This is a genomic window from Clostridium isatidis (assembly GCF_002285495.1).
Taxonomy (GTDB): domain Bacteria; phylum Bacillota; class Clostridia; order Clostridiales; family Clostridiaceae; genus Clostridium; species Clostridium isatidis.
The window spans coordinates 20,001-41,574 of sequence record NZ_CP016786.1; the positions used below are offsets into that span (position 1 = coordinate 20,001).

Here is a 21,574-nt window from a genome sequence, read left to right on the forward strand (position 1 = left end):
ATTCCAATCGAACTCGGAGATAGCTGGTTCTCCTCGAAATAGCTTTAGGGCTAGCGTCGGATATGAGTAATGGAGGTAGAGCACTGAATGGGCTAGGGGGCATATTGCTTACCGAACCTTATCAAACTCCGAATGCCATATACTATTAGTCCGGCAGTCAGACTGCGAATGATAAGGTCCGTAGTCAAAAGGGAAAAAGCCCAGATCGTCAGCTAAGGTCCCAAAGTGTAAGTTAAGTGGTAAAGGATGTGGGATTTCTAAGACAACTAGGATGTTGGCTTAGAAGCAGCCACTCATTTAAAGAGTGCGTAATAGCTCACTAGTCGAGAGATCCTGCGCCGAAAATGTCCGGGGCTCAAACTTACCACCGAAGCTACGGGTTCACACTTCGTGTGAGCGGTAGAGGAGCGTCGTAATCGGGCTGAAGTCGTACCGTAAGGAGCGGTGGACTGATTACGAGTGAGAATGTTGGCATCAGTAGCGAGATGTAAGTGAGAATCTTACAGGCCGAAAATCTAAGGTTTCCTGGGGAAGGCTCGTCCGCCCAGGGTTAGTCGGGACCTAAGCCCAGGCCGAAAGGCGTAGGTGATGGACAATTGGTTGATATTCCAATACCACTATTATCGTTATTATCGATGGTGTGACGGAGAAGGATAGGATGTGCTAGCCGTTGGTCGTGCTAGTCTAAGCATTTAGGGAGTCAGGATAGGCAAATCCGTTCTGACAATCCTGAGGTGTGATGGGGAAGGTCATTATGACCGAAGTATCTGATTCCATGCTTCCAAGAAAAGCATCTAGAGAGAGAAGTAGTGCCCGTACCGCAAACCGACACAGGTAGATGAGGAGAGAATCCTAAGGCCATCGGAAGAATTGCAGTTAAGGAACTAGGCAAATTGACCCCGTAAGTTCGCGAGAAGGGGTGCCTGCGAGAGCAGGCCGCAGAGAATAGGCCCAAGCAACTGTTTAGCAAAAACACAGGTCTCTGCTAAAGCGTAAGCTGATGTATAGGGGCTGACGCCTGCCCGGTGCTGGAAGGTTAAGGGGAACACTTAGCGCAAGCGAAGGTGTGAACTTAAGCCCCAGTAAACGGCGGCCGTAACTATAACGGTCCTAAGGTAGCGAAATTCCTTGTCAGGTAAGTTCTGACCCGCACGAATGGCGTAATGACTTGGGCACTGTCTCAACTGCAAATCCGGCGAAGTTGTAGTGCGAGTGAAGATGCTCGCTACCCGCGATTGGACGGAAAGACCCCGTAGAGCTTTACTGTAGCTTAGCATTGAGTTTCGATATTGTCTGTACAGGATAGGTGGGAGACTGGGAAACTGGGGCGTCAGCCTCAGTGGAGTCGTCCTTGGGATACCACCCTGATAGTATTGGGATTCTAACTGGACGCCATGAAGCTGGTGACAGGACATTGTTAGGTGGGCAGTTTGACTGGGGCGGTCGCCTCCTAAAAAGTAACGGAGGCGCCCAAAGGTTCCCTCAGAACGGTCGGAAATCGTTCGTAGAGTGTAAAGGCAGAAGGGAGCCTGACTGCGACACCCACAAGTGGAGCAGGGACGAAAGTCGGGCTTAGTGATCCGGTGGTACCTCGTGGGAGGGCCATCGCTCAACGGATAAAAGCTACCTCGGGGATAACAGGCTGATCTCCCCCAAGAGTCCACATCGACGGGGAGGTTTGGCACCTCGATGTCGGCTCGTCGCATCCTGGGGCTGAAGTAGGTCCCAAGGGTTGGGCTGTTCGCCCATTAAAGCGGCACGCGAGCTGGGTTCAGAACGTCGTGAGACAGTTCGGTCCCTATCCGTCGCGGGCGTAGGAAATTTGAGAGGAGCTGTCCTTAGTACGAGAGGACCGGGATGGACTGACCTCTGGTGTACCAGTTGTTCTGCCAAGAGCATAGCTGGGTAGCTAAGTCGGGAAGGGATAAACGCTGAAAGCATCTAAGCGTGAAGCCCCCCTCAAGATGAGATTTCCCATAGCATAAGCTAGTAAGACCCCTTGAAGAACACAAGGTTGATAGGTTAGAGGTGTAAGTATGGTAACATATTTAGCTGACTAATACTAATAGGTCGAGGGCTTGACCAAAATAATAATGGCTATATTCATGTGCAATTTTCAGAGAACAATTTCTCTAAAAATTAAATAATTAATATCTGGTGACTATGGCATAGAGGAAACACTCCTTCCCATTCCGAACAGGACAGTTAAGCTCTATAGCGTCGATGGTACTGCAGGGGAAGCCCTGTGGGAGAGTAGAACGTTGCCAGGTTTTTTATTTTGGGGGTATAGCTCAGTTGGGAGAGCACCTGCCTTGCACGCAGGGGGTCAAGGGTTCGAATCCCTTTACCTCCACCAAAATAATAAAAAGACCATCCAAAAGGATGGTCTTTTTATTAACTGTAAATATATTTGATTAAAAAAATAGAGAATGTTATTATTTTTATATAGAATAAAAAGGTGATTAATGTGAGTTTATATAGAGTAAAACAGTTTATCTGGGGAATTACATCCTTATATAAAAAAGTTGATTTTGATTTTGTAAAGAAATATTTGAGTGATGATGAAATTGAAAAATTTAAAAAATTAAAGAAGAGTGAACAGCATCATTGTATTAGAGTTTGTAAGGATTCTTTAAGATATAATAATGAAAATTTAATTAATGCTAATGAATATATACTAGGAAAGGCCGCATTATTACACGATATAGGTAAGAGTAATTGTCATTTAAGTTTAATAGAAAAGTCTATAATAGTAATATTAGATAAGCTTTCAAAAGGAAAATTAAAAAAATTTCATAACATAAAGCAGATTAATATATATTATAATCATCCTAAAATAGGTTATGATATGTTGAAGAATCAAGGATATACAAAGGATATATTAGAAGTTGTAAAATATCATCATATTAAAAATAAAATAAAAAATAATAAAATACTTGAGATTATTAGTTATTGTGATAATAAAAATTAGTAAGGGGGGATTTTAATGAAATCCAATAAAAGAAGAGAAGAGATCCTCAAATTATTAATAAATGAGAATGGTGCTATTAAGGGTAGTGAATTAGCAGAAAGATTTTCCGTAACTAGGCAGGTAATAGTTAAGGATATTGCAATTTTAAGAGCTTCTGGCAGGGATATAATAGCGACTCCTGATGGATATATGTATAATAAATCTGCAAAAAGATTTAAATCAATAATTGCTGTTAATCATAAAGGAGATAAAACTAAGGAAGAAATAGAAGTTGTTATAAAGTATGGTGGTGTAATGGAGGATGTAATTATTGATCACCCACTATATGGAGAAATAAGAGCTAGTTTAATGATAAAAAATTTAAATGATTTAAATAAGTTTATAAATAAATTTACTAGTAAAGGTGCAAAGCCCCTTTCTAATTTAACAGACGGTGTGCATCTACATACTATATCAGCTGAAACGGAAGAAGATATAATCTTAATAAAAGAGGAATTAAGGGATAAAGGAATTTTATTGTAGTTTATAGGAGGCTTGATTATGGATTATGATATTTTAATATTAGGTGGCGGGATTATAGGATGTGCAGTTGCCTATGAACTATCTAAATATAATTTTAATATAGCTTTAATAGAAAGAGATTATGATGTAGCTGATGACGTAGCATTTTTTAATACTGCGATTGTATATGATGGCTCAGAGACTTCAGATGATGTTATGTCTGGATTAGAATATATAGGAAGCAATATTATGAGGGAAACTTGCGAAAGGTTTAATGTTCCCTTTAAGAAAATAGGATGCTTAAGAGTTGTTAGTGATGAAAATGGAATATTAAAATTAGAAGAGATGTACGAGAGGGCTAAAAGAAGAGGGATAGAAGGCGTCTATCTACTTGATAATAAAGACGTATATGATATAGAACCTAATATAAAATCTAATGTAAAAAGAGGACTATATTCAGAAAATGTTGCAATTGTTGCTCCTTTTGACTTAGCAATTGCTTATGCAGAGGTTGCTTCAGATAATGGAGTAAATTTTAGGTTAGAAGAAGAAGTGTTAAATATACAAGAATTAGCAAGGGGATTTAGAGTAACAACAAATAAAAATAAATTTAATTGTAAGGTAGTTATTAATACAATTCCTCATGAAATTTTTATACAGGAAAATGGAAAAGTTGAAGAGCAAGTTATTGAAGAAAATAAAGAAAAATCTAAAAATATGAGTTATCTTTTAGTTGATGATAATTATAAAAATAAACTAAATAAAATAGTAATAGAAACTTTTGATAAAAATTCTTTTGTAATAAGTGCACCAATGACTACATCAGGTTCATTAATAGGAATAAAAACAACTAAAAAATCTAGTTTAGATGAAAGCTTGGAATATGCCAATAGAGTTATTTCTAATTTAACAAGAAAAAATATAAATAATATTTTTAAGGAAAGCTACAATAAAGATTCCATGTTAATTGATGATAGCGAAATTGATAGGGGATACATTAGAATAACAGGAACTCATTATGGAAAGATAACTATAGCACCTGCTATAGCAAGAATGATTTGTGATACTATATCAAATAATTTAAATTGTACTTTAAATAAGAATTTTATAGATAAAAGGAGAGAAATATATAAGTTTAGAGAACTTGGAAAAAAAGAGGCTAATGAAATAATAGCTTTAGATAGCAGATATGGAAAGATTATTTGTGTATGTAATCAAATATCAGAAGGAGAAATTGTAGATTGCATAAGAAGGCCTCTTGGTGCTAGGACTGTGGAAGGGGTAAAGCGGAGAACAGGAGCTGGTTTCGGAAGCTGCCAAGGCTCTCATTGCTATCAAAAAATTGTAAATATATTAGCTAGAGAGCTAGATAAGAATATAACTGAAATTGTTGATGATTCCAAAAATTCTAAAGTTTTAGAAAGTAGAATAAAGGAGTTTAAAGATGTTTAATAATAGTAACAAAAAAGATATTTTTACATCTATAGTTAGAGTGAAAGGAAGTCAAAATCATAAAGTTATTCCAGTTAAAAGTACTAAAGAAGTCGATATAAGTCTTTGGAAGGAATTTTCAAAGGTTATATCCAGAATATATGTAAGTATTCCAATAAGAGTTGGTGATATAATATGCAAAAATGTATTAAATACAGGAATTGATATAATATGTACAAAAGATATCTTAGATGAATAAATAAGTAAAAATTGATAATAATAAAAGAGAATATAGTAATTATTGACATAATCATAAAATTATAATATATTAAAATTAATAATTTTATAGTAAACCGTTGAAGAGAATAGTAGTAACATCAATTATTTAAAGAGAGTCATTGGCTGGTGTAAAATGATAATAATTATGTTATGAATCCACCTCGGAGGGACTGTGATGAGCAGTACGGACTTAAACCGTTAGATTTAATTGAGTGAATAATATATTTTTATATTATTAATTAGGGTGGCAACGCGGAATCTTTCGTCCCTTTATGGGAAAAAGGTTCTTTTTTTTATTGAAAATAAATAATAAGAGAGGAGAAAGTGATTATTATGTTAGATTTAAAAAGGATAAGAACAAATCCAGATGAAATTAAAAAAGCCTTAAGAAATAGAGGGGAAGATTTTCAAGAATCAACAATAGATGAAATATTAGCATTAGATGAAGAAAGAAGGAAAATACTAGTTGAAGTAGAAAATCTAAAAAGTAAGAGAAATCAAGTTTCTGCAGAAATTCCAAAGTTAAAGAAAGAGGGAAAAGATGTTCAAGGAATAATGACTGAAATGAGAGAACTTGGAGATAAAATAAAGGAACTTGATACAAAAGTTTCAGAAGTGGATTCAAAAATAGAATATATATTATTAAGGATTCCTAATATTCCAAATCCTCAAGTACCTGAAGGAGATAGTGACGAAGATAATATTGAGATAAAGAAGTGGGGAGAAGTTACAAAATTTAATTTTGAACCAAAGGCTCACTGGGATTTAGGAACTGAGTTAGATATATTAGATTTCGAAAGAGGCGGTAAAGTAGCTGGATCAAGATTTACAATGTATAAAGGACTAGGAGCAAGATTAGAAAGAGCTGTTATTAGTTATTTCTTAGATAAGCATACTTTAGAAAATGGATATGAAGAAGTATTACCACCATATATGGTAAATAGAGATAGCATGACTGGTACAGGTCAATTACCTAAATTTGAAGAAGATGCATTTAAAGTTGAAAATAACGGATATTTCTTAATTCCTACAGCAGAGGTTCCAGTAACTAATATGTATAGAAATGAAACACTAAAGGGAGATGAACTTCCAATAAAACATGTTGCTTATTCAGCTTGTTTTAGAGCAGAAGCTGGATCTGCAGGAAGAGATACTAGAGGACTTATAAGACAACATCAGTTTAATAAGGTAGAATTAGTTAAGTTCTGTAAGCCAGAACAAAGCTATGAAGAGTTAGATAAATTAGTAAAGGATGCAGAATCAGTATTACAAGGACTAGGACTTCCATATAGAATAGTTAGAATATGTAAGGGTGACTTGGGCTTCACAGCAGCATTAAAATATGATTTAGAAGTTTGGATGCCAAGTTATAATAGATATGTTGAGATATCAAGCTGTTCAAACTTTGAGGAATTCCAAGCAAGAAGAGCTAATATCAAGTATAAGGAAACACCAAAGGATAAACCACAATTTGTTCATACATTAAATGGCTCAGGTGTTGCAATTGGAAGAGCAGTTGCTGCGATATTAGAAAATTATCAAAGAGAAGACGGTTCTATAGAAATTCCAGAAGTACTAAGACCATATATGCATTTAGATGAAATAAAAAGAAAATAAAATGTATATAAAAATAAAGGTTTCTGTTTTAATAGAAACCTTTATTTTTTGACATTGATAATTTTGTAGTTAAGTATTATAAATTGTCAAAAAAGTGGTTGACAATATTTTTTTCTGTTGATATAATAAATTTCGTTGCAAGGCTATTATGGAGAGATGGTCGAGCTGGCTTAAGGCACCGGTCTTGAAAACCGGCGTACCTTTACGGGTACCGTGGGTTCAAATCCCACTCTCTCCGCCAAAAACATCTAACAATTTTGTTAGATGTTTTTTTTATAAAAATATAGATATTAATAATCAAGTTGTTTTAAGGTTAGTAGCAATTTATCTATACCTATTTCTTTTAGTTTATATAAATTAATAAAAAATAATTTTAAGGATATAATATAAATGCAATAACAAAAATCAAAAAATTAGTTGACAATATATATAGTGGTTGATATAATAATACTTGTCGTATGACACAAATACGGAGAGATGGTCGAGCTGGCTTAAGGCACCGGTCTTGAAAACCGGCGTACCTCTACGGGTACCGTGGGTTCAAATCCCACTCTCTCCGCCATATAGAATCCCATAAGGGATATGTGGAGAAATACTCAAGTGGCTGAAGAGGTGCCCCTGCTAAGGGTATAGGTCGGAAGTGTCCGGCGCCCGGGTTCAAATCCCGGTTTCTCCGCCAAGAGCATCTAACTATGTTAGATGCTTTTTATTTTTCCTTAAACAATTGTTTAAACAAGTCAATTATATTCTTGTAAACAATTTCCCTAAATGATATACTATTTTTGTAATTATAAAATAGGGGGGAATAGAGATGGAAAAGAAATATGTGGTTGGTGTTGATTTAGGAGGAACTAAAATATACACTGCATTAGTAAACTTGGATGGACAAATTATAGAAGAAATCACAATAAAAACAGAAGCTGAAAAAGGTGAAAAAGTAGTATTAGATAATATTTTAAAAACAATAGATAAGGTATTAGAAAACGTAGATAGAAAAGAAGTAAAGGCTATAGGTATTGGCTCTCCAGGACCTTTAGATATTGAAAAGGGATTAATAGTTTATACGCCAAATTTACCATTTAAGAATTTTGAATTAGTAAAGCCAATAAAGGAAAGATATAATATTCCTACTTATTTAGATAATGATGCTAATGTAGCAACTTTAAGTGAGTTTATGTTCGGAGCTGGAAAAGGAAGTAAGAACATGGTTTATGTTACAGTAAGCACAGGTGTAGGTGGAGGTGCAATATTAAATGGTAACATATATAGAGGAAGTACAGCAAATGCATTAGAAATTGGACATATAACAGTAATGAAGGGTGGTCCAAGATGTGGATGTGGTAATACAGGCTGTGTTGAAGCTCTAGCATCAGGAACAGCTATAATGAAAAGAGCAAAAGAAGCTTTGGATAGTAAAGTTGAAACTTCATTAAGAAATTATGATAATGTTACTGCTAAGGAAGTATTCATAGAAGCAGAAAGAGGAGATAAGGTTTCAAAAGAGATATTAAATGATGCATTATCATATTTAGGAATAGGAATTGCCAATATAGCAAACTCCTTTGACCCAGATAAAATAATTATTGGAGGAGGAGTAAGTGAAGCAGGAAAAATAGTTTTTGATAAAATTGATGAAGAAATGCAAAGAAGATGCTTAACTACAATATATAATCATTGTAAAGTTGAAAAGGCCTTATTAGGGGGAAAAGCTGGGGTTTTAGGTGCAGCAGCATTAGCAATATTAGAAAGTAAATAAAAATTAAGATGAGCTTTATGAAACTATATCAAGAATGGGCAATAAAAAAGAAGAGTGGAAATACTCTTCTTTTTTTTATAATCACATTATATTTTGTTGTTAATTACATTAAAATATGGGTATTATTAATATATACAAAATTTATAATTAGGAGTGTATTATGGGAATAAGATTTATTTTTGGAAGAGCGGGAACAGGTAAAACTAGCTTTTGCTTAAATCAAATAAAAAATAAACTAAAGAATGATAAAAACAATAAATTAATATTACTGGTTCCAGAACAATATACCTTTGATACAGAAAAAAAGTTTTTAGATATAGTTACAGAAAGAGGTCTTTTAAGGGCGGAAGTAATAAGCTTTAAAAGAATGGCTAATATTGTTTTTGAAACTTGTGGCGGAAGAAGTAATATAAGAATGAATACTTCTGGGAAAAATATGCTTATATACAAAATATTAAAAGAAAGCTTAAAGGAACTTAAATATTTTAATAGGGTAGCCAAGCAGCAAGGTTTTGCAGGAATAATATCTGAAATGCTGACTGAATTTAAAAAATATAATATTTCCAAGGAAATGTTAGAGTTAAAAGAAGATGAAATACAGGATGAAAATTTAAGAAATAAAATAGAAGATCTTAAGCTTATATATAGCAAGTTCAATAATTTTATAGAAGATAAATTTATAGATTCAGATGATGATTTAACCTTATTAGCAAATAAATTAGTAAATTGTAATATATATGATGGAGCAGAAATATGGATAGATGAATTTACAACCTTTACTCCACAGCAATTAGAGGTAATTAAAATTCTAGCTAAAAAGGCAGAAAACATAAATATAACCCTATGTAGTGATAGCTTAGAAATTAATAATGATAAGGACCAAACTGATGTATTTGATGTAATAAGGAATACGGAAAGTTCAATTATTAAAATTATGAAAGAAAACAATATCCCTTATTTAGAACCTATAAATCTTAATAAAGGAACTCCTTATAGATTTAAAAATAGTGGAGAATTAGCACATTTAGAAAGGCACTTTTTCAATTATCCATTTAAAGAATATAAGGGAAAGAATAATAATGTAAGAATTTATAAAGCAAATAACAGCTATGATGAAATAGAGGTTATAGCAAAGAATATATTAAAATTAGTTAGAGATGAGGGCTATAGATTTAGAGATATAGCAGTTGTATGTAGGAACATAGAAAATTATGAAAAATTATCTTCGGTAATCTTCCAGGAATATAATATACCTTATTTTATAGATAAAAAAAGAGAGATATTAAATAATCCTTTAGTAATATTAATAATATCAGCTCTAGAAATAATAGGAAGTAACTGGTCTTACGAAAGCGTATTTAAGTATCTAAAAAGCGGTTTGATAAATATAGAAAAAGAATATATAGACATACTAGAAAATTATATTTTAGCTAATGGAATTAAGGGATATAAGTGGACTAAAGATTTATACGATAGAGAAGATATAACAGAAGAAGAAAATCTAATATTAGAAATAATGGACGAAATAAGAACTCCAATAATAAATCTTCAAAATAAGGTAAAGGGAAAAAAAGATATAAAAACTATTGCTACAAGCTTATATGAATTTTTATTAGAATTAGATATTTTTAATACATTAGATAAATGGTTAGATAGATTTAATGAGCTTGGAATGCAAGATAAGATAAAGGAATATGATCAGGTGCCTAAGATGGTTATTGAAATACTTGATCAAATAGTAGAAGTTTTAGGAGAAGAAGTTGTAGAGTTAAAGGAATTTACTAAAATACTTATTTCAGGTTTTGAGGAAAAGGAAATAGGTATTATACCAATGTCTATCGACCAAGTAAATATAGGAGATATTTCCCGTGTTAAGGGAAGAAATATAAAAGTTCTATTTATAATTGGAGTAAATGATGGAATAATTCCTTCCGCAAATAAAGAAGAGGGAATTATATCAGATAAAGAAAGGGATATTTTAAGGGATATTGGAATAAAACTGGCTTCAGATACAAAAACAAGAGCTTTTGAAGAGCAATTTATAATATACACAGGATTAACAATACCTTCAGATAAGCTTATGTTAACTTATCCAATGGCAGACTTTGAAGGAAAATCCTTAAGACCTTCAATAATTATTCCAAGACTTAAAAGAATATTTCCTAATATCATAGAAGAAAGTGAATTATATAATATTGAAGAGGAAAAGGATAGCTTTAATAAAATAACAGCACCAGTTCCAACCTTTAATGAGCTTATAAGTGCTTTAAGAATGGAATTTGAAAGGGAAAAGGTTGATGAGTATTGGGCAGAAACATATAAGTGGTTTGAAGAAAATGAAGAATTTAAAGAAAAGTCAAAGATAATATTTAAAGGGCTAACTTATACAAATTTAGTAGAAAAGGTACCAAGGGAGAAAATAAAAAGGCTTTATCAATCAGGAAATAAATTAATATTTAGTGTATCAAGAATAGAAAAATATGCCCAATGTCCTTTTTCATACTATGTTGCTTATGGATTAAAGGCTAAGGATAGAAAGGTTTATGAATTTACTGCTCCTGATCTAGGTTCCTTTATGCATGGTATTTTAGATGACTTTACAAATAGAGTAAGGGAAGAAAAAATAGCTTGGTCAGAATTAGATAAGAAAAAATGCAGCGAGATAGTTAATGAAATTGTAGATAAAAAACTTCAAGAAGATTCTAATTCAATATTAAATAGCACAAAAAAATATCAATATTTTGCTAATAGATTTAAAAAAACAATTACAAAGTCAGTAATAGTACTAACAGAACAAATGAAAAAGGGTAAATTTGAAGTTTTTAAAAATGAGTTTTCCTTTGGAAGTTTTCAAGATGGAGAACCAATAAAGATAGAATTACCATCAAAGGAGACAGTATATCTAGTTGGTAGAGTAGATAGAATTGATACCTTAGATTTAGATGGAAATACCTATATTAAAGTAATAGACTATAAAACAGGTAGAAAAGAATTTGACTTAACAGAAGTTTATTATGGACTACAGGTTCAGCTTTTAGTTTATTTAGATGCTCTAATAAAAAATTCTAAGTATATATTAGAAAAACAAGCAATGCCAGGAGCAATATTATACTTTAGAATAGATGATCCAATAATTAAATCAAATAAGAAGTTATCTGAAGAAGAAATAAAAGAAAACATATTAAAAGAATTAAAAATGAGTGGGTTGGTAATTAAAGATATAGATGTAGTTAAGTCTATAGATAAAGATATTGAAAAGTATTCGGTAATAATACCTGCAGCTATAAAGAAGGATGGAAACTTTTCATCTACAAGCTCTGTTGTAACAGAAGAACAATTTGAGTTGTTAAGAAAATATGTAAATGAGAAAATTGCCAGCCTTTGTGAAGAGATGTTAAGTGGAGAAATATTAATGGAACCAGCAAAAACAGGAAAGATAACTTTCTGTTCTTATTGCGATTATTCATCTATATGTCAGTTTGATACTGGAATAGAAAATAATAAATATAAACTTATATTGAAGAAGAATAAGGATGAAGTATGGAGTCTTATGGAAAAGGCAATTAAGGAGAAGGGAGGAGAGAGATAGCTATGGGAGCAACAAAATGGACTGAGGATCAGTTAAAGGCAATAGAAACGAGAGGATGTAATTTATTAGTTGCAGCAGCAGCAGGTTCAGGGAAAACAGCAGTTTTAGTTGAAAGAATAATAAGAATAATAACTAATGAAGAAAATTCAGTTGATATAGATAGATTATTAGTTGTTACTTTTACATCAGCAGCTGCTGCTGAGATGAGGGAAAGAATAGCAGCTGCCGTATCAAAGGAACTAGAGAAAAATCCCAACTCTAAGCTAATGCAAAAGCAATTGACCCTTTTAAGCAGGGCTAATATTACTACAATGCATTCCTTTTGTTTAGATGTTATAAAAAATAATTATCACACCATAGATTTAGATCCAACTTTTAGAATATCAGATGAAACAGAAAATACATTATTAATGCTTGAAATAATAAATGATATGTTTGAGGATTACTATGAAAAAGAGGATATGAAATTTAGAAATTTAATAGAAGCTTTTAGTGATTCTAGGGATGATCAAAGGTTAAAAGACATAGTTTTAGATTTATATAAATTTTCTATGAGTGGACCATGGCCAGAAAAGTGGCTTTATGAAAATGCAGAAAAATTTAATATAAATTCAATGGAAGAACTAAATAATTCTGTTTGGATAAATATATTAAGAACCAATATGAAAATAGAGATTGAAGGTTTTATAAAGATTTTAGAAAGGGCTATAAGCATAATAAGGGCTACAGATGGACTAGAGCCTTATGAAGAGACCTTTATGGAAGATTTGGAAATGTTTAAGGAATTATATTACTCTCTAGATAAGGGATTAGATGAAATTTATAAAGCTTCAACCAATATAAATTTTGGAAGATTAAAGGTTGTAAAAAAGGATAAGGTTTCGGATGTAAATAGTCAAAACTTAGTTAAATCAATAAGAGATGATATAAAGAAAAAACTATCTAAGCTAATAAATGATAATTTTTCAATGGAGCCTCAAGATATATTAAGTGGAATAAAAAATTCCTATCCATTTATTAAGAAATTAACTGAATTAACCCTAGAATTTATGAGAAGATTCCAGGAAAGGAAAAGAGAGAGAAATATATTAGATTTTAACGACTTAGAACATCTTTGCTTAAAGATTTTAACTAATCTTGATGAAGAGGGTAATGTACTTCCATCAAAGGTAGCTGAAGATTTTAGGGAGTTTTTTGATGAAGTTTTAGTAGATGAATATCAAGATTCAAATAATGTGCAAGAAGCAATAATTGAATTAGTTTCACGAAAAAATCTAGACAATCCGAATGTATTTATGGTTGGAGATGTAAAGCAAAGTATTTATAGATTTAGACAGGCAAAGCCGGAATTATTTTTAGATAAGTATAATAGTTATCCTTTAAAAGAAGGAGAAAAAAATAGAAAAATTCAACTTTATAAGAACTTTAGAAGTAGAAAAGAAGTTATAGAGGGTGTTAACTATATTTTTAAGGAAGTAATGTCTAAAGTAGTTGGAGAAATTGAGTATACAGATGAGGAAGTATTAAACCTTGGCGCTAATTATAAGGAAGCAGAGAATGAAAATATTATTGTAGGAGGACCAATAGAACTTCATATATTAGATAAATCTGGTCAATATAAAGAAGAGCTAGAGCCTAAGGAAGAAGTTCAGGACAACAGAGAAGATGATGCAGAAGAGGATGTAGATGCGATTGCTTTGGAAGCGAGAATTGTTGCAAAAAGAATAAAGGAGTTAATCAGCGGTACTGGTGATAAAAGTTTTAAGGTGTATGACAAAAATTTAGATGAGTATAGGCCTTTAAAATATAAGGATATAGTTATATTGTTAAGAACTACAAAGAATTGGTCTGAAGTATTTTTAGAGGAATTAGGGACTGATGGGATACCAGTTTATGCAGATACGGGAACTGGATATTTTGAAACGATAGAAATAAGAACAATGATGTCCCTTCTTCAAGTAATAGATAATCCAAGACAGGATATACCTATTATAGCTGTTTTAAGATCTCCAATTGTAGGTTTTACTGCTGAAGAATTAAGTGATATAAGGCTTTTAGATAAGGATAAATATTTCTATGAAATTATAAAGGAAGTTTCAGAAGGATATTATGACGTTTCTGAAAGATTAAAAGAAAAGTGCAATAACTTTATAAAGAATTTAGAAAAGTGGAGAGAAAGATCAATATATACTCCTATAGACGAATTTATATGGTATTTATATATGGATACTGCTTATTTTGGATATGTTGCTGCAATGCCTAATGGAAAACTAAGGCAGGCAAATTTAAAAATACTATTTCAGAGGGCAAAACAGTTTGAAGAAACTAGCTTTAAGGGATTATTTAATTTCATTAATTTTATAAATAAGCTAAGACATTCTTCTGGAGATATGGGTAGTGCAAAAATTTTGGGAGAGCATGAAGATGTAGTAAGGATAATGAGCATACATAAGAGTAAGGGACTGGAGTTTCCTGTTGTATTTACTTCAGGTTTTGGAAAACAGTTTAATCTACAAGACTTAAGAAAATCAATTTTATATCATGATGAATTAGGTTTTGGTCCTGATTATGTAGATTTAGAAAATAGATTATCTTATAGTACTATTGCAAAAGAAGCAATAAAGAAAAAAGTTCTTTTTGAAACTTTATCGGAGGAAATGAGAATTCTATATGTTGCCTTTACAAGAGCAAGGGAAAAACTTATTATAACAGGATCTGTTAAAAATTTAGAGAGTTCCCTTAAGGCTTGGTTATCAGCAGCTTCTATGGATGAGAAGATTATACCTGCTGCTGAAGTTCTTAAAGGAAAAAGCTATTTAGATTGGGTTGGTATGGCTATAACAAAACATAGAGATGGCGAAAAACTTAGAAATGGGGAATTAATTGAAAATATAATTGATGATTCATCAAGTTGGGATGTCTATATGTGGACTAAAAATGATTTATCTGTGGATAAAAATAATTCTGATGTGGATGAAAATAAAAAAAATGATTTATTTATTAATAGAAATGTAGCACATATAAATAAAGAAATAAAGAGAAGGCTTGATTACAAATATAAATATGAAAAAACATTTTCTCTTCCAAGCAATATATCTGTTTCTGATCTAAAGAGAGCTCTATATGATAGTGAGGATGATGAAGTTAGAACCTTAAATGCCTTTAAGGAAAAGGAAGTTATTAAGCCTAAGTTTTTACAAGAGAAAAGGGGTTTATCTTCTGCAGAGAGGGGAACAGTTGCCCATTTCATAATGCAGAAATTAGATTTAAATTATGTTGAAACAGAAGGGGAAATAAAAGCTCAAATAGATAAAATGAAGGAAAAGAAATTATTAAACGAAGAAGAAATAAAGGCTGTGGAAAAAATAAATTTTGCACACTTCTTTAAAAGTAGCTTAGGAAAGAGGTTAATTAAGTCTTATAAAGAAGGAAGATTAGTAAAAAGAGAATTACCTTTTTATACAGAAATAAGTTCTTTAGAATTAGAGTCAGACCTTCCCGAAGAAACTTATAAAGATGAAAAAATAAGACTTCAAGGAATAATAGATTGCTTTTTTGAAGAAGAAGATGGAATTGTCCTATTTGATTATAAAACAGATTATGTGGAAAGAGGAAATGAAGAAAAGATATTAGATAAATATAAGATGCAAATAAAATATTATAAGAAGGCCTTAGAAAAGATAACAAATAAACAGGTTAAAGAGTGTTACTTATACCTCTTTGGAATAAACAAAGAAGTAGAAATGAAGCTATAAATTATTAAAAGAGTAACCAGACGTGCTAAGTTATTTAGCAGTCTGGTTTTTTACTATCTAAGAAAGTTTTAGATAAGTTTAATAAACTTTCCTTATTATTTAAATTAGGATTTTTCAACGTTTCATCTAATAAATAATTAAGAATATCACCAATTAATTTACATCTAGGAATATTAAAAAACTTTATTAAATCTTCACCATTAATATTTAAATCTTTAATATATAGAGGTTCTTCATTAGAAAGTATATCAGAAACAGTATCCCTAATATAATCAACCTTCTTTATAAAAGGAGCTGGATTATCTAGAGCCTTTATATCCGCTTTTTGAAGTTCAAATAATAAATATATTAAGTTCTCACCTATTTCTAATAAATATTTTTTTATTTCATACCTTGTAGGCATATAATTTACTTTTAAAACAAGGTGATGTTCTATAAGCTTAGAAACAGAATTTACTGTATAATTATCAAATTTTAAATCTTTTAAAATTCTTTTTGACATTATAGAGCCTTCAATATTATGCTTTGGAAACCTATAAATTCCATCAGCTTCTAATGTTAAAGTGTTTAGCTTTCCAACATCATGAAGCAATGCCGAAAGCATCAGAATAAGGTTATTATTTTTTATATTATCTATCACCTTAAGAGTATGACCAAATACATCTCTATTATGCTTAATACTTAAAGGACTATAATTAACTAATAAATTTAATTCAGGAATAATAAATTCTAGAAGTCCAGTTTTTTGTAGCAATTTTATTCCTTTAGATGGAGCTCTAGATATAAGTATTTTGCAAAGCTCATCTCTAATTCTTTCTTTACTTATATTTTTTATTAAGTCAGCATTATTAATAATGGCTCTATAGGTTTTTCTTTCAATTTCAAATTCTAGCTGGCAGCTAAATCTAATTGCTCTTAACATTCTTAAGGCATCTTCCTTAAAGCGTTTATCTGCATCTCCAACACATCTTATAATTTTATTATTAAGGTCGTCAATTCCATTAAAATAGTCAATTAGGCCTAACTTATCATTATAGGCTAAGGCATTTACGGTAAAATCCCTTCTTGATAAGTCATCTTTTATATCAGTTACAAAATCAACCCTTGATGGATGCCTGTTATCTAAATAATCCCCTTCAGTTCTAAAGGTAGTAACTTCATAGTTATTATTATTTATAACAACAGTTACAGTACCATGTTTAATTCCTGTTGGAATAGTTTTGCTAAATAAAGAAATAGTATCTTCTGGTTTAGCAGATGTTGTAATATCATAGTCTTTAGGATTTATATTAAGAAGAAGGTCACGGAGGCATCCTCCTACAATAAAAGCATCAAAATTATTTTTATAAAATTTATCAATTATAAAGTTTACATCCTCTGGTATAAAAATTCTCATAGCATAACCTTCCTTAATTAGTCTATTATAATCATATTATAATAAAAGAAAAATAAAAACCCCTATAGTAATAATAGAGGTTTATTAGTTAATTATTATTTTAGTTCCATTAGGAATATTGTCATAAAGCCATTTAGCGTCTTCTACACTAAGTCTTATACAACCATGAGAAGCAGGTTTCCCTAAGGTGTTATCTACTATTGTGCTTTGACTTTCATCAAAGGGAACAGAATGAAATAGGTAATCTCCCATAAATTGAACCCAATACTTAGCTCCTTGATTAAATTCAGGAGAGAAAAACCACTCTCCTCTATTTATTACTGAAAAAATACCTTTTGGAGTTTCCTTTCCTTCTACTCCAGTAGAAGAAATAAAGCTTTTTATTAAGGACCAATTATCTGTATTACCTTCATAAATATAAGTTTTCTGCTCATTTAAGTTTAAGTAAATAAGATAGTTGGTATTGCTGCTAATAGATAATGTATTTATATTGTTTATGGTAATAGCTTCTAAAATTGCGCTAGAAGTATATATATCTGCTTCAGAATCATATTCTTCCCTAAATAGTTTCAATGAGGATATTTTATTAGATATATCAGAATCGTTTTCTTCTATTAGCTTAGTGTCATGTTGGGATAGAAGGTTAATTGCATTTGTATAATATTTGTTTGCAGCTAATTTGTCTGCTTCATTTAGCAAGTAATTTTTATATTTAGTTTTACATTTTTCAATATAATCTTTAGCAATCGATTTTTCATCTTCAGAGTTAGAAGAATTAAAGACTAAATTGAAGTATTCAAAAGCTTTAGAATAATCTTCTGAATTATAGCAGTTAATTCCAAGTTCTAAATACTTTTCTGTTGTTTCAAGCTTTACCTCAGAGTTAATATTTGAGTTTGTTTCAATCATTTCTGGGTTTAATGCTGCTATTAATTTATCTAAGGAAGAATTTAAAATATTATATTTTTTTATTTCACTTAAAATAATGGTGGCTTGATTTTTAGTGATTTCTTCATTTTTTAAAGCATTGCATATTTTTGCAATAATTTTAGTAAAATAATTACTTAAATCATCTTGTAATTTATTTGATTTTAATGAAGTAATCATATTATTATCTAAGGTTTCTTTAGCTTCTTCAAATTTAGAATTATTAAAGAAAACATAGAATTCCTCAAGAGTTTTATTATATTTAACATTTAAGAATAAATTACTTATAAAAAGTGCCAAGAATAATGAAAAAGTAATAGAAAGAAACTTAAAAAAGGAAAAGTTTCCTTTGTGTTTTTTATGTTTAAACATTTTAAAACCTCCATATGATCTATGGTATAATTATTAACCAAAGATAAGAAGTTTAATCTTAAAATTAAAGGAAATTTAAAATGTGATAGGTTTATAAAGAAAAATATATATGTTAGAATCAATTAATAATGGTTGAATTATTAATTGGAGGATAATATGAAAGAAAAAATTAGATTTATAGATATGTTTAAGATAAGCCTTTTTAGCCCATCAAATTACAAGAAATTACTTAAATTAGGTATAGGCAGAATAGTATTATATTTATTTATTTTAAGTATAATAGTTGGAGTTCCCAATAGTATTAGTCAAGCTATGATTTTTAGTAAGGAACAAAGAGTGCTAGTTAATTCATTAGAAAATGAAGAGTATTCTTTTGAAATAAAAGAGGGAATACTTAATTATAAAAGTTCTCCAACAAAAATAGATATGGGGCAATATATTTTTTACATTGACGCAAATAAAGAATTAAAAGATATAGAATCTTTAAGAAATATATTAATACATAAAGATTATTCAGTTGCCATACTTAAGGATGGAATTGCAGCGGATTTTAATGGGGAAAAAATGAAGATAAATTATACAGATAATGGATTAGTAGCCTTAAACAATAAAGAATTAATAGAAGTTGTTAAATTTATGAATATAATTATTTATATTGGCATATTTATTTATATAATTGCAATATTTATTGGTGCAATAATTGATGCGATACTTCTTTCTTTTTTAGCATTTATAATAATTAGAGCACAAAGAATAAAATTAACTTATGATAGTATATTAAAATTATCTATATGCTCTATGACTTTACCAATAATAATTACAATAGTAAGTATATCAGGGTCTATAGGAATGTTTATTGGAGGGGCATATTTATTCTTAGCAATTAATAATATAAAAAGGGATATTTATATATAAGTCGCAAGAAAAAAATGGAAAAATATCTTGTAAATATTGTTAATAATTTTTTAATATGTTAAACTATTGTAAATGATTATTTTACAGGTATAGAGGGGAAACTTGTTATGATTGATGACAAATTATTAATGGAAAGCGCTATGAATAATAATCTTAATATAAATAATTATTTCTTAACTAAGGAATTAAATAATACAAAAGAAGAAGTAGTAAAAATCATAACAGAATTAGAAGAAAAAGAATCATTACAAGAAAATTTTTTACTTAATATTTCACACGATCTTAGAAGTCATTTAAGTGTGATTTTAAGTGTTATTCAGGTTATGAATTCTGGCAGCGTAAGCATAAATGATAAAAAAGCAAGAGAATATATATATACAATAAAGAAAAATAGCTTAAAAATGTTAAGGTTAATAAATAACTTAATAGATACAAATAAACTTAAGAATAATTATTATACTTTAAATAAAAAAAATATAGATATAGTTTCTATGATTGAAGGAACAGTAGGGTGTATAGATAAATATGCGAAGCAAAAAAATATACAATTAATATTTGATACAAATGAAGAAGAGTGCATTATGTCTGCAGATCCTAGTGTTATAGATAGAATAATAATGAACTTGATTTCTAATGCAATAAAGTTTACTTATGAAGATACTAACATATATGTAACATTAGTTATTAAAGATGGTTTTATAAAAATATCAATAAAGGATGAAGGGCCAGGAATTCCTAAGAAAGATCAAGAAAAAATATTTGGCAGGTATTATAGAATAAATGATATAAAAAGAGAAAACTCTGGCAGTGGAATGGGGTTAGATCTTGTAAAATACTTGGTTAAATCTCATAATGGTAAAATTGAATTAATCAGTGAAGAAAATAAAGGATGCGAATTTATAGTAACGTTTCCAATATTAATAGAAGAAGAAAAGGAAACACATCAAATTAATCAAGATAGCAGAATAGAAAGATTAGAAGTAGAGTTTTCTGATATTTATTAAAAAGAAAATGTTTGTTGATTTAGATACTAAGTTATGATAAAATAACTAGTGTTAAATTCTGCGGTGGTAGCTCAGTTGGATAGAGTAGCTGGCTACGAACCAGTTGGTCGGGGGTTCGAATCCTCTCCACCGTACCACAACCTTGTAAACATTGAGTTTACAGGGTTTTTTGTTTTTTAAGATTAAAAATTAATTCAATTAGAATTGTTGAAATTAAGAAAGAGCTATGTAATTATAAAAATATATAATCAGATTATTAGTATTGAAGAGGAGTTTATTATGGGTAAAATAATTGAGATATGCTGTGGTAGTTATTATGATGCACTTGAAAGTTATAAAGGTGGTGCAAAAAGAATTGAATTAAACTCAGCTTTGTATTTAGGAGGATTAACACCATCCTTAGGCTCTTTAAAACTTACAAAAGAAAATACTGACCTTAAGGTTATTTGTATGGTTCGTCCTAGGGCTGGTGGATTTACATACAATCAAAAAGATATTGAAGTTATGTTCTATGATGCAGAAATACTTATGGAAAATGGGGCAGATGGGTTAGCCTTTGGCTTCTTAAATGAAGATGCAACAGTTAATAAGAACCTAACTAAAAAAATGGTTGATTTAATTCATAAGTATAATGGAGAGGCAGTATTTCATAGGGCCTTTGATTGTGTAAAAGATCCAGAAAAAGGTATAGAGGAATTAATTGAAATTGGGGTTGATAGGCTCTTAACAAGTGGTTTAAAGGAAAAGGCCTGGGATGGCAGGGATATGATTGCTCACTTACAAAAAAGATATGGGGATAGAATAGAAATTCTAGCAGGCAGTGGAATTAATGAAAAAAATGCAGTCGAATTAATGAAGAAAACTGGAATTTATCAAATACATTCTTCTTGTAAGGCTTGGATAAATGATCCAACTGCTTCGGCAGCCAATGTAAGCTATTCCTATGCAAGTGTACCAAATGAAAATAAATATGATGTTGTTTCTATGGAGAAGGTAAAATCCTTAGTGAAAAGTGTACTAAATGAAGGATAAGATTTCCTTTTAGGGATAAGTTTCTATTT

13 protein-coding genes, 5 tRNA genes, 2 rRNA genes and 1 other annotated feature (1 of these 21 running past the window's edge) are annotated in these 21,574 nt (G+C 30.5%); of the genes, 18 read left to right on the plus strand and 2 right to left on the minus strand.

The window, feature by feature from the left end:
* From BEN51_RS00085 to addA, 14 genes are all read left to right on the plus strand, one after another.
* Positions 1-2,086, plus strand: a 23S ribosomal RNA gene (locus BEN51_RS00085); it begins 820 nt to the left of the window's first position.
* A gap of 67 nt (positions 2,087-2,153) precedes the next feature.
* A 5S ribosomal RNA gene (gene rrf, locus BEN51_RS00090) occupies positions 2,154-2,270 on the plus strand.
* Between the two features lie 10 nt (positions 2,271-2,280).
* Positions 2,281-2,356: transfer RNA gene (locus BEN51_RS00095), tRNA-Ala, on the plus strand.
* 111 nt (positions 2,357-2,467) lie between these two features.
* A complete protein-coding gene (locus tag BEN51_RS00100) occupies positions 2,468-2,971 on the plus strand; it encodes an HD domain-containing protein (protein ID WP_119864101.1) in 504 nt (167 codons plus the stop codon).
* Between the two features lie 15 nt (positions 2,972-2,986).
* The gene (locus tag BEN51_RS00105) at positions 2,987-3,493 is read left to right on the plus strand and encodes a transcription repressor NadR (RefSeq protein WP_119864102.1); all 507 of its coding nucleotides are present in this window, start codon (positions 2,987-2,989) and stop codon (positions 3,491-3,493) included.
* 18 nt (positions 3,494-3,511) lie between these two features.
* On the plus strand, positions 3,512-4,924 hold the full coding sequence (locus BEN51_RS00110) for an FAD-dependent oxidoreductase (RefSeq protein WP_119864103.1): 1,413 nt from the start codon (positions 3,512-3,514) through the stop codon (positions 4,922-4,924).
* Entirely contained in the window at positions 4,917-5,162 is a 246-nt protein-coding gene (locus BEN51_RS00115; RefSeq protein ID WP_119864104.1) for a DUF1667 domain-containing protein, read from the plus strand. Before BEN51_RS00110 ends, BEN51_RS00115 begins: the two co-directional genes overlap by 8 nt.
* Positions 5,163-5,250: 88 nt before the next feature.
* Positions 5,251-5,455 (plus strand) — a binding site (T-box leader).
* A 60-nt stretch (positions 5,456-5,515) separates the two neighbouring features.
* The gene (gene serS, locus BEN51_RS00120) at positions 5,516-6,799 is read left to right on the plus strand and encodes a serine--tRNA ligase (RefSeq protein WP_119864105.1); all 1,284 of its coding nucleotides are present in this window, start codon (positions 5,516-5,518) and stop codon (positions 6,797-6,799) included.
* A 150-nt stretch (positions 6,800-6,949) separates the two neighbouring features.
* Positions 6,950-7,040, plus strand: a tRNA-Ser gene (locus BEN51_RS00125).
* 230 nt (positions 7,041-7,270) lie between these two features.
* Positions 7,271-7,361 (plus strand) — tRNA-Ser (locus tag BEN51_RS00130).
* A 24-nt stretch (positions 7,362-7,385) separates the two neighbouring features.
* Positions 7,386-7,478 (plus strand) — tRNA-Ser (locus tag BEN51_RS00135).
* Positions 7,479-7,610: 132 nt separating this feature from the next.
* Positions 7,611-8,555, plus strand: coding sequence for an ROK family protein (locus tag BEN51_RS00140; protein WP_119864106.1), 945 nt, complete (start codon positions 7,611-7,613; stop codon positions 8,553-8,555).
* 160 nt (positions 8,556-8,715) lie between these two features.
* Positions 8,716-12,144 carry a helicase-exonuclease AddAB subunit AddB gene (addB, locus tag BEN51_RS00145; RefSeq protein ID WP_119864107.1) on the plus strand — a complete coding sequence of 1,143 codons (3,429 nt, stop codon included), beginning with the start codon at positions 8,716-8,718 and terminating at the stop codon, positions 12,142-12,144.
* A gap of 2 nt (positions 12,145-12,146) precedes the next feature.
* Positions 12,147-15,899: a helicase-exonuclease AddAB subunit AddA gene (gene addA, locus BEN51_RS00150; RefSeq protein ID WP_119864108.1), complete on the plus strand. Its 3,753-nt coding sequence runs from the start codon at positions 12,147-12,149 to the stop codon at positions 15,897-15,899.
* Between the two features lie 34 nt (positions 15,900-15,933).
* On the opposite strand, the gene BEN51_RS00155 is transcribed toward addA, so the two are convergent.
* A complete protein-coding gene (locus tag BEN51_RS00155; protein ID WP_119864109.1) occupies positions 15,934-17,295 on the minus strand; it encodes a CCA tRNA nucleotidyltransferase in 1,362 nt (453 codons plus the stop codon).
* A gap of 84 nt (positions 17,296-17,379) precedes the next feature.
* Positions 17,380-18,594 (minus strand): L,D-transpeptidase, encoded by a 1,215-nt coding sequence (locus BEN51_RS00160; protein ID WP_119864110.1) that lies wholly within the window; start codon positions 18,592-18,594, stop codon positions 17,380-17,382.
* A gap of 156 nt (positions 18,595-18,750) precedes the next feature.
* On the opposite strand from BEN51_RS00160, the gene BEN51_RS00165 reads away from it, so the two are divergent.
* The 4 genes from BEN51_RS00165 (at position 18,751) to BEN51_RS00180 (ending at position 21,545) form a co-directional block, all read left to right on the plus strand.
* Complete coding sequence (locus tag BEN51_RS00165; protein WP_119864111.1) at positions 18,751-19,509, plus strand: DUF1189 family protein; 759 nt, start codon at positions 18,751-18,753, stop codon at positions 19,507-19,509.
* Positions 19,510-19,616: 107 nt separating this feature from the next.
* The gene (locus BEN51_RS00170) at positions 19,617-20,513 is read left to right on the plus strand and encodes a sensor histidine kinase (protein WP_119864112.1); all 897 of its coding nucleotides are present in this window, start codon (positions 19,617-19,619) and stop codon (positions 20,511-20,513) included.
* 60 nt (positions 20,514-20,573) lie between these two features.
* A tRNA-Arg gene (locus BEN51_RS00175) sits at positions 20,574-20,650 on the plus strand.
* A 142-nt stretch (positions 20,651-20,792) separates the two neighbouring features.
* Complete coding sequence (locus tag BEN51_RS00180) at positions 20,793-21,545, plus strand: copper homeostasis protein CutC (protein WP_119864113.1); 753 nt, start codon at positions 20,793-20,795, stop codon at positions 21,543-21,545.
* Positions 21,546-21,574: the final 29 nt, after the last annotated feature.

What these genes read in the sequence shown, in the direction of transcription:
- BEN51_RS00115 (WP_119864104.1), top strand. Translation starts at nt 4,917, where the DNA reads ATGTTTAATAATAGTAACAAAAAAGATATTTTTACATCTATAGTTAGA.
- BEN51_RS00160 (WP_119864110.1), bottom strand. Translation starts at nt 18,594, where the DNA reads ATGTTTAAACATAAAAAACACAAAGGAAACTTTTCCTTTTTTAAGTTT.
- BEN51_RS00105 (WP_119864102.1), top strand. Translation starts at nt 2,987, where the DNA reads ATGAAATCCAATAAAAGAAGAGAAGAGATCCTCAAATTATTAATAAAT.
- BEN51_RS00155 (WP_119864109.1), bottom strand. Translation starts at nt 17,295, where the DNA reads ATGAGAATTTTTATACCAGAGGATGTAAACTTTATAATTGATAAATTT.
- BEN51_RS00165 (WP_119864111.1), top strand. Translation starts at nt 18,751, where the DNA reads ATGAAAGAAAAAATTAGATTTATAGATATGTTTAAGATAAGCCTTTTT.
- serS (WP_119864105.1), top strand. Translation starts at nt 5,516, where the DNA reads ATGTTAGATTTAAAAAGGATAAGAACAAATCCAGATGAAATTAAAAAA.
- BEN51_RS00110 (WP_119864103.1), top strand. Translation starts at nt 3,512, where the DNA reads ATGGATTATGATATTTTAATATTAGGTGGCGGGATTATAGGATGTGCA.
- BEN51_RS00140 (WP_119864106.1), top strand. Translation starts at nt 7,611, where the DNA reads ATGGAAAAGAAATATGTGGTTGGTGTTGATTTAGGAGGAACTAAAATA.
- BEN51_RS00170 (WP_119864112.1), top strand. Translation starts at nt 19,617, where the DNA reads ATGATTGATGACAAATTATTAATGGAAAGCGCTATGAATAATAATCTT.
- BEN51_RS00180 (WP_119864113.1), top strand. Translation starts at nt 20,793, where the DNA reads ATGGGTAAAATAATTGAGATATGCTGTGGTAGTTATTATGATGCACTT.
- addB (WP_119864107.1), top strand. Translation starts at nt 8,716, where the DNA reads ATGGGAATAAGATTTATTTTTGGAAGAGCGGGAACAGGTAAAACTAGC.
- addA (WP_119864108.1), top strand. Translation starts at nt 12,147, where the DNA reads ATGGGAGCAACAAAATGGACTGAGGATCAGTTAAAGGCAATAGAAACG.